This is a genomic window from Mycobacteroides chelonae CCUG 47445, assembly GCF_001632805.1.
Classification (GTDB): Bacteria; Actinomycetota; Actinomycetes; order Mycobacteriales; family Mycobacteriaceae; genus Mycobacterium; species Mycobacterium chelonae.
In genome coordinates this window covers 1,034,753-1,048,088 of record NZ_CP007220.1, presented here as the reverse complement: position 1 = coordinate 1,048,088, position 13,336 = coordinate 1,034,753, and the positions used below count along the sequence as shown (strand labels likewise).

At 64.0% G+C, this 13,336-nt stretch carries 12 protein-coding genes; 7 read left to right on the top strand and 5 right to left on the bottom strand.

What is annotated here, in order from left to right:
* Positions 1 to 88: 88 nt before the first annotated feature.
* Positions 89 to 937, top strand: coding sequence for an LLM class F420-dependent oxidoreductase (locus tag BB28_RS05150; protein ID WP_030094510.1), 849 nt, complete (start codon positions 89 to 91; stop codon positions 935 to 937).
* On the opposite strand, the gene BB28_RS05145 is transcribed toward BB28_RS05150, so the two are convergent.
* The 3 genes from BB28_RS05145 to sucC all read right to left on the bottom strand — a co-directional run bounded on the left by BB28_RS05145 (position 934) and on the right by sucC (position 3,908).
* Positions 934 to 1,536: a hypothetical protein gene (locus tag BB28_RS05145; RefSeq protein WP_030094509.1), complete on the bottom strand. Its 603-nt coding sequence runs from the start codon at positions 1,534 to 1,536 to the stop codon at positions 934 to 936. The genes BB28_RS05150 and BB28_RS05145 overlap by 4 nt on opposite strands.
* Before the next feature lie 291 nt (positions 1,537 to 1,827).
* Positions 1,828 to 2,730, bottom strand: a complete 903-nt coding sequence (gene sucD, locus BB28_RS05140) for a succinate--CoA ligase subunit alpha (RefSeq protein WP_030094508.1) — start codon at positions 2,728 to 2,730, stop codon at positions 1,828 to 1,830.
* Positions 2,731 to 2,744: 14 nt separating this feature from the next.
* Entirely contained in the window at positions 2,745 to 3,908 is a 1,164-nt protein-coding gene (gene sucC / locus BB28_RS05135) for an ADP-forming succinate--CoA ligase subunit beta (RefSeq protein WP_030094507.1), read from the bottom strand.
* Between the two features lie 422 nt (positions 3,909 to 4,330).
* On the opposite strand from sucC, the gene BB28_RS05130 reads away from it, so the two are divergent.
* Entirely contained in the window at positions 4,331 to 5,377 is a 1,047-nt protein-coding gene (locus tag BB28_RS05130) for a M23 family metallopeptidase (RefSeq protein WP_030094506.1), read from the top strand.
* A gap of 58 nt (positions 5,378 to 5,435) precedes the next feature.
* On the opposite strand, the gene pcrA is transcribed toward BB28_RS05130, so the two are convergent.
* Positions 5,436 to 7,790, bottom strand: coding sequence for a DNA helicase PcrA (gene pcrA / locus BB28_RS05125; protein WP_030094505.1), 2,355 nt, complete (start codon positions 7,788 to 7,790; stop codon positions 5,436 to 5,438).
* Positions 7,791 to 8,151: 361 nt separating this feature from the next.
* Between pcrA and BB28_RS05120 the strand changes: the two genes are divergently transcribed.
* From BB28_RS05120 to pgi, 3 genes are read left to right on the top strand one after another with little or no spacing between them, the layout of a single operon-like run.
* Positions 8,152 to 8,442, top strand: coding sequence for a chorismate mutase (locus tag BB28_RS05120; protein WP_030094504.1), 291 nt, complete (start codon positions 8,152 to 8,154; stop codon positions 8,440 to 8,442).
* Between the two features lie 43 nt (positions 8,443 to 8,485).
* Complete coding sequence (locus BB28_RS05115) at positions 8,486 to 9,325, top strand: hypothetical protein (RefSeq protein WP_046252726.1); 840 nt, start codon at positions 8,486 to 8,488, stop codon at positions 9,323 to 9,325.
* Positions 9,326 to 9,367: 42 nt separating this feature from the next.
* Positions 9,368 to 11,005, top strand: a complete 1,638-nt coding sequence (gene pgi / locus BB28_RS05110) for a glucose-6-phosphate isomerase (RefSeq protein WP_046252725.1) — start codon at positions 9,368 to 9,370, stop codon at positions 11,003 to 11,005.
* Here pgi and BB28_RS05105 read toward each other — a convergent pair.
* Positions 11,002 to 11,511 (bottom strand): helix-turn-helix domain-containing protein, encoded by a 510-nt coding sequence (locus tag BB28_RS05105; protein ID WP_046252724.1) that lies wholly within the window; start codon positions 11,509 to 11,511, stop codon positions 11,002 to 11,004. The two genes, pgi and BB28_RS05105, sit on opposite strands and share 4 nt — an antisense overlap.
* Before the next feature lie 129 nt (positions 11,512 to 11,640).
* Between BB28_RS05105 and BB28_RS05100 the strand changes: the two genes are divergently transcribed.
* The gene (locus tag BB28_RS05100) at positions 11,641 to 12,432 is read left to right on the top strand and encodes an aldolase (RefSeq protein ID WP_046252723.1); all 792 of its coding nucleotides are present in this window, start codon (positions 11,641 to 11,643) and stop codon (positions 12,430 to 12,432) included.
* Positions 12,429 to 13,316: a dihydrodipicolinate synthase family protein gene (locus tag BB28_RS05095; RefSeq protein WP_046252722.1), complete on the top strand. Its 888-nt coding sequence runs from the start codon at positions 12,429 to 12,431 to the stop codon at positions 13,314 to 13,316. The genes BB28_RS05100 and BB28_RS05095 overlap by 4 nt, the downstream gene beginning before the upstream one ends.
* Positions 13,317 to 13,336: the final 20 nt, after the last annotated feature.

The window sequence follows — 13,336 nt, the reverse complement described above, 5'->3', positions numbered from 1 at the left end:
TCATCCGTCTTACTCACCGTGATCCGTTCCCGGCACCATTTGGAGCCCCACCCTCGACAACAAAACTGGAACACGTTCTAATTGGTGGATGGACTACGGCCTCGTTCTGTTCACCAGTGACCGCGGCATCTCGCCGGACATCGCCGCCAAGGCCGCCGAGGACGGCGGGTTCAGCACCTTCTACGTGCCCGAGCACACGCACATCCCCGTCAAGCGCGAGGCCGCCCACCCCGGCACCGGCGGCGCCGAACTGCCCGACGACCGCTACATGCGCACCCTGGACCCCTGGGTGTCCCTCGGCGCCGCGTGTGCGGTGACAACAAAGATCCGGCTTGCGACCGCAGTCGCGATCCCCGTCGAGCACGATCCCATCACCCTTGCCAAATCGATTGCCACCCTTGACCACATGAGCGGCGGACGGGTCACCGTCGGTGTCGGATACGGCTGGAACACCGACGAGTTGGCCGACCACAACGTTCCCGCGGGTCGTCGCCGCACCATGCTGCGCGAGTACATCGAGGCGATGCGCAAGCTCTGGGAGAACGAAGAGGCCAGCTACTCAGGCGAATTCGTCAATTTCGGCCCCAGCTGGGCCTGGCCCAAGACCGTGCAGAAGCATGTGCCGGTGATCGTGGGCGCGGGCGGCACCGAGAAGAACTTCAAGTGGATCGCCAAGAACGCCGACGGCTGGATGTCCACCCCACGCGACGAGGACATCACCGGCAAGATCGTGGCACTCAAAGCGGAATGGACGGCGGCAGGCCGTGAGGGCGATCCGCTGATCTACGTACTGGCCGGCAAGCCGGACCCCGAACAACTCGCCGCCTGGCGCGAGTTGGGCGTCACCGAGGCGATTTTCGGGATGCCCGACCGCTCCGAGGAAGAGGTGCGGGCGTACATCGAGCGGTTGTCCGGAAAACTGGCCGCGTTCGCCTAAGGCACCGAGAACGGCGGCAGCGCGGCGAACTTCTGTTCCACACTGATGGTCGGCGTCACCCTTGCCACCCATCGCCGCAGGCGCGACAGCGGGTGGTCAGGGAACCTGATGTCCCAACGTATTTCGTCGGCGATGTTGTACGGAATACCCGGCTCCAGATCGGGTGCGTAGGGATGCGGCGGCCACATTTTCGACGACGGACCACCGGCCGCCAACAGCTCCTCGAGCACGGCCGCCTCACGCAGCCCGGTCACCGGCCCCTCCGCGAATGCCCCGCAAACCATCGCATATGAATGCGCGCGCGGAACAACTATCGAGGCCATGAAGGTGAGCCCCTGCGGGGCATCGGTTTTCGGAACCTTCACCACATACAGCAGTCCGGGCAGCGTATCGACGCCGACGATGTACGCCTCGATCACACCCGCACGGCGTTTGAGCACCGCCTCGACAAGCGCGCGGCGCACGGCGTTCAGATCGTCCAGTGGTACCGACAGGTAAGCGCCGCGCGAGTGGGAGACCCAGAACTGATCGCCCGTCGCCGGGTCGTACCAACCATCCTCACTCGGCACCAGTCCGGATGCGTCGAACGAGAGGTCCACGAATCGAGAAGATAGTCGCTGATCAGCGGTTCACAGGCAGCGTCATCCGATTGTTCATGCGTAAGTCACACAATCTCATTGAATGAAACCGAATATCGCCTGCCAGGAGATTCATTGTCTTCAGAGGGGCGAATTACCCTGCCGCGGAGCAAATTTCACCGGCAGGCGACCGCGCGCGAGCGCATACCGTACGCGGCGCCCAGGCCTGAATCAGCCGCACCAGGTATGCGGTCGGCGAAACAACAAGGGCCCCAACCGGAAATCCGGTCGGGGCCCTCGCGTAAAGAACCGTTACAGGCTCTGCAGGATCTCGCGAGCCAGCTTGGCAGTCTCGGACGGCGTCTTGCCGACCTTCACACCGGCGGCCTCCAGGGCCTCCTTCTTGGCCTGGGCGGTACCCGAGCTGCCGGACACGATGGCGCCGGCGTGGCCCATGGTCTTGCCCTCGGGGGCGGTGAAGCCCGCGACGTAACCGACGACCGGCTTGGACACGTTGGCCTTGATGTAGTCGGCCGCGCGCTCTTCGGCGTCACCACCGATCTCGCCGATCATGACGATGATCTTGGTCTCCGGGTCCTTCTCGAACGCCTCGATGGCGTCGATATGGGTGGTACCGATGACCGGGTCGCCGCCGATGCCGATGGCGGTCGAGAAACCGAAATCGCGCAGCTCGTACATCATCTGGTAGGTCAGGGTGCCGGACTTGGACACCAAACCGACCGGACCGGTGCCGGTGATGTTGTTGGGGGTGATACCCACCAGGGCCTCGCCGGGGGTGATGATGCCGGGGCAGTTGGGCCCGATGATGCGGGTCTTGTTGCCCTTCTCGACGTTGTAGGCCCATGCATATGCGCTGTCCTGCACCGGGATTCCCTCGGTGATGACAACCAGCAGCGGGATCTCGGCGTCGATGGCCTCGATGATCGCGTCCTTGGAGAACGCGGGCGGCACAAAGGCGATCGACACGTCGGCGCCGGTCTCCTTGATGGCCTCGGCCACGCTGCCGAACACCGGCAACTCGACGTCGTTGCCGTCGGCGTCCTTGTGCGACACGGTGGTTCCGGCCTTGCGGGCGTTGACGCCACCCACGACCTGGGTACCGGCCTTGAGCATCAGCGCGGTGTGCTTGGTGCCCTCACCGCCGGTGATGCCCTGGACGATGACCTTGGATTCTTTGTTCAGGAAAATGGACATTGATTCAAGCTCCCTTACTTGCTCGCCAGCTCGGCGGCCTTGTCGGCACCGGCGTCCATGGTCTCGGCCTGGATAACCAGCGGATGGTTGAACTCGGCCAGGATCGCCCGTCCTTCTTCGACCTTGTTGCCGTCGAGACGGACCACCAGCGGCTTGCTGGCCGTGTCGCCGAGGGTCTTGAGGGCTCCGACGATGCCGTTGGCCACCGCATCGCATGCGGTGATGCCACCGAACACGTTCACGAAGACGCTCTTGACCTGAGAGTCGCCCAGGATGACGTCGAGACCGGCGGCCATCACCTCGGCCGATGCGCCACCGCCGATGTCCAGGAAGTTGGCGGGCTTCACACCGTTGTGGTTCTCGCCGGCATAGGCGACCACGTCCAGGGTGGACATGACCAGACCCGCGCCGTTACCGATGATGCCGACCTGGCCGTCAAGCTTGACGTAGTTGAGGTCGTGCTCCTTGGCCTTGAGCTCCAGCGGATCGGTGGCGTCCTTGTCCTCGAACTCGGCGTGGCCGGGCTGACGGAAGTCGGCGTTGCCGTCCAGGGTCACCTTGCCGTCCAGCGCCAGGATCTGGTTGTCGGGGGTGCGCACCAGCGGGTTGACCTCCACCAGGGTGGCGTCCTCGCCGACGAACACCTCCCAGAGCTTCTGAATGGTCACCGCGGCGGAGTCCAGCACCTCGGCGGGCAGCTTGCCCTTCTCGGCGATCTCGCGCGCCAGAGCCAGGTCAACGCCCTTGACCGCGTCGACCGGCACCTTGGCCAGCGCGTCGGGGTTCTCCTCGGCGGTCACTTCGATTTCCACGCCGCCCTCGACCGAGCACATAGCCAGGTAGGTGCGGTTAGCGCGATCCAGCAAGAAGGAGATGTAGTACTCCTCGGCGATATCGCTGGCCTCGGCGACGAGGATCTTCTTAACGATGTGGCCCTTGATGTCCAGGCCCAGGATGTTCTCTGCGTGAGTGAAAGCGTCATCGGGAGTGGCGGCGTACTTCACGCCACCGGCCTTGCCACGTCCACCGACCTTGACCTGTGCCTTGATCATCACTGGCTTGCCGATTTCCTCGGCAATCGCCTTGGCATCCTCGGCGGTGGTGGTAACCCGGCCCGGGGTCGTCGGCACGTTGTGCTTAGCGAACAGCTCCTTGGCCTGGTACTCGAATAAATCCATCTAGCTAGCCCATCTTCCTCGTCGAACGTCGGGTCGGCACTATTGCACTAGGGACTGTAGCCAAGGCCACAGCGAGGCCCCTCACTACTTCTGAGTAAGTGGCCGAATTCACCACCTGGTCACCCGCAGAATTCACCCGCTGGCCATCCCCCGGCAGGACTCGAACGCATCTGTAACCGGTTTCAGTTCGGTCACGAGGGGTCGCCATACGGCCGTGATCTGTGGTGAGGTAGCCCCGGCGAGATTCGGCAACGATGCCCGGGCTCGGGAGCCCTATCAGCGACTTCGTGACACAAGTCACATTTATATGCGTTTCCACGCATTGAGTTGCGACTCCCCTTGCCCAACCGTTACCTTCTCTTGGGTTAGATCACGTTTTGGTCACGCTAAGTCGTGACGCCGAACGGAAGACTGGCAGGGTTTTGACACAGCATCGAACGACACGCACGCGTGGTGGTCGGAGCACGGCACCGACCGAGAACGAGATCACCAACATCGTGCCGATCGACGAGTTCGGCCTGAGTGACGCTCTAGAGCGCCCAGAGCTCGAGGACTACGACGTCTACGAGGACGCTCCCGAAGAGGGCGCCGAGACCGAGCAACAGACCGCTCTCGATCAGATCGAGCAGGACTGGGAAGAAGACACCGACGAGTCCGATCGGATTCGTGCCTCCATCGAGGCCACCGCGGACTGGTTCGCCGCCTCCGCGGCACGCACCAGGGACCCCCGTGACACCCCCACCGACAAGCTGCCCCGGATCAGCAGCGGAGGCGTTCATCGCCGCCGCGAGATCGGCCAGGTAGGCAAGACACGCATCGCCCTGGCGGCCATGGCCGCCGGCGCCGCTGCCGCCGCCGGATACACCGCCCTCAGCGAGCACGATGCCGCGACGGCCGCCGATCATCACAGTCTCGCGTTGGGTAGCTCCGCAGCGGTGATGGCCGCCCACGGACCGCAGTTGATCTCCGCTCCGCTGGCCACCGACACCTCGATCACCGACGAGCAGCTGGCGAAGGCCACCGCCTTCGCTTCTGAGCGGGCGGACCGCGAGAAGCGTCTGCTGGCTCCGCGCTTCGTGATGCCGACCAACGGAACCTTCACCTCCGGTTTCGGATACCGCTGGGGTGCGCTGCACGGCGGCATCGACATCGCCAACAGCATCGGCACTCCGATCGTGGCCGCCGCCGACGGCGTCGTCATCGCGACGGGCCCGACCGCTGGTTACGGCGCCTGGGTCAAGATCCGTCACTCGGACGGCACCGTGACGCTGTACGGCCACATCAACACGTGGGAAGTATCGGTGGGTCAGCGCGTGATGGCGGGCGATCGCATCGCCACCATCGGTAACCGCGGTAACTCCACCGGCCCGCACCTGCATTTCGAAGTGCTGCTGGGTGGTTCGCAGCGCATCGACCCGCAGGGCTGGTTGGCCAACAAGGGCATCACCTTCAGCCGCTTCGGCGACTGATACATAGCTTTCAACACCGGGTGTGAGCATCGACGCTCACACCCGGTGTTTTTTTGTTCTAGAGCTTCTGGACGGGCGCGAAGTTATGCATCAACTTCACACGTCCGTCACTGCCGAAGTCGATAAGCGATGTGGCACTCTCGCCGACACCGGTGACCTCCATGACCTTGCCCAGCCCGTACTTGTCATGACTCACGCGGTCACCGGGCTCCAACACCAGCAGCGGCTTGGTGCGCTTCTTGGAGGGAGCACCCAACGATCCGCCGCCACCGCCGAATCCTCCGCGTGATCCGCTGGAGCCGTAACCACCGCCGCCGTAGCTTCCGGCGCCCGTCGCGATACGGCCCGGCAGCGGATCGGTGCGCCGCCAGTCGATCAGGTCTTGCGGAATCTCTTGCAGGAAGCGCGATTCCGGATTCATCATGGGCTGCCCCCACGATGAACGCACCTTGGCCCGACTCAGATACAGCCGCTGGCGGGCGCGCGTGATCCCGACGTAGGCGAGCCGGCGTTCCTCGGCCAGCTCCACAGGATCACCGAGGGCGCGCATGTGCGGGAACATGCCGTCTTCCCAGCCGGTCACGAAGACCACCGGGAATTCCAGCCCCTTGGCCGTGTGCAGGGTCATCATCGTGACCACACCGGCGGTGGATTCGGGCAGCTCGTCGGCATCGGCCACCAGCGACACCCGTTCCAGGAACGCCTCCAGGCTTCCCGGGGGCGCACCGACATCCTCGTCGTCGACCGGCAGATCCTCACCGGCCGCCTGGGCGTTGGCCGCATCAGCACTGAATTCGTGTGCAACGCTGACCAATTCATTGAGGTTGTCGAGTCGCGCCAGCTCCTGCGGGTCGCTGCTGTTCTCCAGCTCGTATCGATACCCGGTGTGGTTGAGCACGGCGTCCACCACATCTCCGATATCGGGAAGCGCCCCCGGATCAGTGCGCAGTGTGGCCCGAATTTCATCGAGCATATCCATGAAGGCGGCAATTGCCTTCTCGGAGCGAGAGTTCAGCATCGCTACCTTGCCCGCCGCGGCGTCCGCGAGCGCCTCCCCGAAACCGATCCCGGCGGTCTCGGCGTGTACGGCAACGCACGCCTCGGCACGGTCCCCGATACCCCGGCGCGGGGTGTTGAGGATTCGCCGCAGGCTCACCGCGTCACCCGGGTTGGTCAGCACTCGTAAGTACGCGACGATGTCGCGAATTTCTTTACGCTCGTAGAACCGCACTCCCCCAACGACTTTGTACGGAATACCGGTTCGAATGAAAATCTCTTCAAGCGACCGGGAGTTGTTGTTGGTGCGATAGAACACCGCGACGTCGCCGTAGTTGGCGTCGCTGCGATCGAAAAGTCCGTCGATCTCCCGGGCAATGAACGACGCCTCGTCGTGTTCGTTGTCCGCGACGTAGCCGACGATCAGCTCGCCCTCACCGGAATCAGTCCACAACCGCTTCTCCCTGCGGTTCGTGTTCTTGGCGATAACAGCGTTGGCGGCACTCAATATGTTCTGCGTGGATCGATAGTTCTGTTCCAGCAGAATGGTTTTCGCGTTGGGATAGTCGCGCTCGAATTCCTCGATGTTACGAATCGTGGCACCACGGAACGCGTAGATGGACTGGTCGGCGTCGCCCACCACGCACAGCTCCGCCGGTTCCGGGCTGTCCGGATCAACCGCGCGGTCCACGTGCGCACCCGCTAGTTCACGGACCAACACGTACTGGGCGTGGTTGGTGTCCTGGTACTCGTCAACCAGGATGTGCCGGAACTTGCGGCGGTAGAACTGCGCGATCTGCGGAAACTGCTGCAGCACGGCCACGGTTTCACCGATGAGGTCGTCGAAGTCCAGGGCATTGGCCGCACGCAGGCGCCGCTGATATTCGCCGTACACGTCGGCGACGATTCGGCGCAGCTCACCGGCATCGTCGTCGACGCTGAGGTTGGCCACCGCCTGCTCCGGTGAGATGAGCTCGTTCTTCAGGTTCGAGATCGCGGTGGCCAGCAGGCGTGGTGAGTAGCGCTTGATATCCAGGCTCATATCGCGCCCGATCATCTGCAGCAGCCGCCGGGAGTCGTCGGAGTCGTAGATCGAGAAGTTGGAGTTCAATCCGGGCAGCAGCGAAGCCTGGTTCCGCAGGATGCGCACGCAGCTGGAGTGGAAGGTCGAAACCCACATGGAGTTGGCACGTCGGCCCACGAGGTTCGCCACGCGCTCGCGCATCTCGGCGGCGGCCTTGTTGGTGAAGGTGATGGCCAGGATCTGACCTGGGCTCACGTCACGCTCGGCCAAGAGGTAAGCGATGCGACGGGTCAACACCGCGGTCTTCCCGGACCCGGCGCCGGCGACGATCAGCAGCGGCGTCCCCTGGTGTGCGACGGCGGCCCGCTGCTGCGGATTCAGGCCATCGAGCAAGGCATCGCTGTGCGAACTCGAGTCGCTGGGCATGTCGAAGAGCGCGGGCTCGGGGAGGGCCGATGAACCGCTGGAGCGAAGAGAATCAGGTGTAGCCATGACCGATCTAACTTACCGCTGACGAGGGACAATCTTGGCCTGACGCTCTTCGCATCGGCGTTCATCGCACGTCAGCTACACTCTTTGATGTGCTTGACCACCACGAGCGATTTTTCTACGGGTACCGGACTCCGGTGCCCGTGGTCTAGCCGATTCACGAGCCCCGCAGTCCGCTACCGGACTACGGGGCTCCTCTCTTGTGAGGCCGGATTCCGGGGCGCCATTGCGGATCGAACCGCTCCAAGAGAAAGTGTGAGACAGAATGACTACTCAAATGACCGAGAACGCCGCCAACAACGCTGCCGAGCCCGCGCCGGACATCGATGAGCTGCGCAAGGAGATCGACCGGCTCGACGCGGAGATCCTCGCCGCGATCAAGCGCCGCACGGAGGTCTCCCGTGAAATCGGCAAGGCCCGGATGGCCTCGGGTGGCCCGCGCCTTGTGCACAGTCGCGAGATGAAGGTTCTCGAGCGCTTCAGCGAACTCGGCCAGGAAGGCCATACCCTGGCCATGCTGCTGCTGCGTCTGGGTCGCGGCAGATTGGGACACTGATCCGACGCATCCCAGCGGGGATCGGCGATGAGGGAGGGATCCGTTGAGCGACCAAGACAAGAGTGCGGATAAGCCTGATGCCGCGGATGACGTCGCCGCGGACAAGCCCACCCCGGAGGACGGCACGACCGGAGATGGCGACCGTGAACCGGTGGACTACGAGCTGGAGGCGGCCGTGGCCGCCGAGCCAACGCCCACGCGCCGGTTCGTCGCCAGGCACGCCACGAAGATTGTCATCGGGGTACTGGCGGTCTGCCTCGTCGCGGTGACGGCAGTTGCGGCGGGCCTCTGGGTCGAGAACAACCGGACCATCGAGGACACACCCCAGTCTCGACCGACCGTCAAGCTCGGTGTCCCTCTGGTGAACCCTGCGGCGCCCAGCACCAGCACGACGACGACCACGAAGAAGTCGCGGACCCGCACGAGCAGCGCCACCACCAGCTCCGCCAGCACGTCGACCAGCGGCGCAAGCTCAACCTCTGCCACGCCAACCACGGCCACCACCACAACGGGCACGGGGACGGCCACCACCAGCATCTCGGTACCGGGCCCCACCACGTCGTCGGTGCCGCGCGAGGGCACCAAGGAAGAGGAGCGTGAGCTGACGAACGTGCTCAAGGCGTTCTATGCCGCGCTGGGCGCCAAGGATCTCGACGTGCTCAACGCGCTGTCCTGCGTGAAGATCACCGACGAGGACCTCCAAGGCCAGCCCGATGATCTGAAGATCAACGTGGACAAGGTGGAAAAGACGGTCGTGAACGGCGATACCGCCTCTTCTCGGGTGACGATCACCGCGTCGGCCGACGGGAAGACCGAGACCAAGACCGGTATCGCCGGGTTCGCCCGGATCAGCAGTCGATGGGTGACCTGCGCCAACCAGTAGGCAGCACTGCGCCGTCCGAGCCCCACTACTAGGCTCGGTCGCATGACACTCGCAGCGGCGTGGCAGGCACTGGAAACTCATCACAAGCAGATCGCCTCCACCCACCTTCGAGAGTTCTTCGCCGACGACCCGACCCGGGGAACCGACCTGACCGTGACGGTCGGTGACCTGTACATCGATTACAGCAAGCACCGCCTGACTCGCGAAACGCTTTCGCTGTTAGTCGATTTGGCCAAAGCGGCCGATCTCGAAGGGCGCCGCGATGCGATGTTCGCCGGCGCGCATATCAACACTTCCGAAGACCGCGCGGTCCTGCACACGGCGCTGCGCCTGCCGCGCGACGCGCAGCTGGTGGTCGACGGGCAGGACGTTGTCGCCGATGTGCACCAGGTGCTCGATGCCATGGGCGACTTCACCGACCGGGTACGCAGCGGCGAGTGGGCCGGGGCCACCGGGCAGCGCATCACCGCCGTCGTCAATATCGGGATCGGCGGTTCGGACCTGGGGCCGGTGATGGTCTACCAGGCACTGCGACACTATGCCGACGCCGGGATCTCGGCGCACTTCGTCTCCAATGTCGACCCCGCGGACCTGGTGGCCACACTCGCCGGCCTGGACCCGGCGACAACGCTGTTCATCGTCGCCTCGAAGACGTTCTCGACGCTGGAGACGCTCACCAACGCGACGGCGGCACGGCGCTGGCTCGTGGACGCACTCGGTGAGGATGCCGTCTCCAAGCACTTCGTGGCCGTCTCCACCAATGCGAAGCTGGTGTCGGAGTTCGGAATCGACACCGCGAACATGTTCGGCTTCTGGGACTGGGTCGGCGGTCGCTACTCGGTGGACTCCGCGATCGGTCTGTCCGTCATGGCGGTGATCGGACGTGCGGCATTCGGTGAATTCCTGGCCGGGTTCCATACGGTCGACGAGCATTTCCGCACCGCACCCCTGACGGAGAATGCGCCGGCGCTGCTCGGCCTCATCGGTCTGTGGTATTCGAATTTCTTTGGCGCACAGTCACGTGGGGTGCTTCCCTACTCGAACGACCTGGCACGCTTCGCGGCCTACCTGCAGCAGCTGACCATGGAATCCAATGGAAAGTCGGTGAAGGCCGATGGCGCACCCGTGACCGTCGATACCGGCGACATTTATTGGGGCGAACCCGGAACCAACGGTCAGCATGCCTTCTACCAACTGCTGCACCAGGGCACCCGGTTGATTCCGGCCGACTTCATCGGCTTCAGCGAGCCCACCGACGATCTGCCCACGGCCGACGGCACGGGCAGCATGCACGACCTGCTGATGAGCAACTTCTTCGCGCAGACGCAGGTGCTGGCCTTCGGCAAGACCGCCGAGGAGATCGCCGCCGAAGGCACCGAGCCTCATGTCGTGCCTCACAAGGTGATGCCCGGAAACCGGCCCAGCACAACCATTCTCGCCAGCAAGCTGACCCCCTCGACGGTAGGACAGCTGATCGCGCTCTATGAGCACGAGGTGTTCACCGCGGGGACGGTCTGGGGTATCGACTCCTTTGACCAGTGGGGTGTGGAGCTGGGCAAGAAGCAGGCCATCGCCCTGCTGCCGGTCATCACCGACGACGCATCCCCGGCCCAGCAGACCGACAGCTCCACCGACGCACTGGTGCGTTACTACCGTGAGGCGCGGGGCCGAACCCGTTAGGTTGCGGCGACGATGACCACCAGCGCCTGCGTCTTGGATATGCGGCGAATCCGGTGGGTGCGGGTGGCGTCAAGGTAGGCACTGTCCCCTTCGTCGAGGACATAACTGACGTCCTCACACTGCAACTCGATCGACCCGCGGTGCACAAACACGAACTCCTGGCCCTCGTGGGATGACCTGTGTTCGGCGAACTCCGTGGAGGGGCTGGCCAGGAACGGCGTCATGATCTTGCCGAGCATCTCGGTGCTCAGCGCGTGGAACTTGCTGTCATCCCATTCATCGGCGCCGCGATCCACCACCACGCGGGACTCATGGGCGTCGTTGGTGAACAGCCGACTGACATCGACCTCAAGTGCCTGAGCGATGCGTATCGCAACGGATACCGATGGCGTGCTGTGCTCTCGCTCAACCTTCGATAGGTAGCTCTTGGTCAGACCGGTGCGGTTGCCCAGCTCTTCCAAGGTCAGGCCACGTTCCCGGCGCAGCGCACGAACCAGCGATGTCATGGGGCCAGTGTGACACGAAGGTTCCTATTAGCCACCGATGACAAACCCGATACAACACTGTTGACCATATGACACTTTGTGTCATATGGTGGTGATCGAACAGCCCGAGATCAGAAAGGAGCACGGAAAATGGCCACCACACTTCAGGACACCAAGTCAGCTCTGATGAATCGCGCCGAGCGCAGCATGGAGACACACTTCTCCGACTCGGAATGGACCACACGACAGAAGGTCGCACTCACCTGCCGCGCACTGTTCGATCGCGGGCATGATTCCGGCCTCGCCGGACAGATCACCGCGCGCGCCGAAGAGCCCGGCACCTTCTACACCCAGCGGCTAGGACTTGGATTCGACGAAATCACCGAGGAGAACCTGCTGCTGGTTGACGAGGACCTCAACGTTCTCGAAGGATCCGGAATGGCCAACCCCGCCAACCGTTTCCATAGCTGGATCTACCGTGCCCGCCCCGACGTGCAGTGCATCGTGCACACTCACCCGTTTCATGTCGCGGCACTGTCCATGCTGGAGACGCCGCTCGTGGTGTCGCAAATGGATATCGCCCCGCTGTATGACGACTGCGCCTTCCTGCCCGACTGGCCCGGCGTGCCCGTCGGAAACGAAGAGGGCGAGATCATCTCGGCCGCACTGGGAGACAAGAAGGCGATACTGCTCGCCCACCACGGCCATGTCGTCGCCGGCGCCTCCGTCGAAGAATCCTGCTCGCTGGCGGTGCTGATCGAGAGGGGCGCCAAGCTGCAGCTCGCCGCAATGGCAGCGGGCACCATCGCCCCTCTGCCCGACCGGCTGGCCCGCGAGGCCCACGACTGGACGCTCACTCCCCGGCGCAGCATTGCCAACTTCGCCTACTACGCCCGCACCGCACTCGCCAATCACCCTGCGACCCTGAGGAAGACCGCATGACATCCACGCCACAGTTTCACGGAATCATCGCCTACCCCGTCACCCCCTTCTTTCCCGATGACGCCGTGGACACCGATCGGCTCGCCGAACTGGTGTCCCGGCTCGTCGAGGACGGGGTCCACGCCATCGCGCCATTGGGCAGCACCGGCGAATCCGCCTATCTCGAGGAGCGCGAATTCGACGCCGTGGTCGACACCACCGTCGCGGCCGTCAACAAGAGGGTGCCCGTCATTGTCGGAGCCTCGGACCTGACCACGGCCAACACCATTCGGCGAGCCCGGCATGCCCAGCAGGCCGGGGCCGATGCGGTGATGGTGCTACCGGTCTCGTACTGGAAACTGAGCGACCGCGAGATCGCGCAGCACTACGCCTCCGTGGCGGCGGCCATCGACATTCCGGTGATGGCCTACAACAACCCCGCCACCAGCGGCGTGGATATGAGGCCCGAGCTCTTGGTCTCGATGTTCCGCGACATCGACAACCTCACCATGGTCAAGGAGTCGACGGGCGATCTCAACCGAATGCTCGGCATTCAACGCCTCAGCGACGGACAGCTGCCCTTCTACAACGGCAGCAACCCGCTGGTGCTCGATGCCCTCAACGCGGGCGCGTCCGGATGGTGCACCGCCGCACCGTGTTTGGCACCGCAACCGTGCCTGGATCTCTACGAGGCGGTGCGCGCCGGGCGCCATGAGGACGCCACGTCGATCTATAAGGGACTTAAGCCGCTGCTGCAGTTCATCGTGGCGGGGGGCCTACCGACAACCGTCAAAGCCGGACTGGAACTGCAGGGACGCGCCGTCGGCAATCCACGACGCCCGCTACTACCGCTGGATTCTGAGGGGCGCGAGACGTTGAAGGGCATCCTGGCGTCCACCTCTTAATGATAATGGTTATCATTATC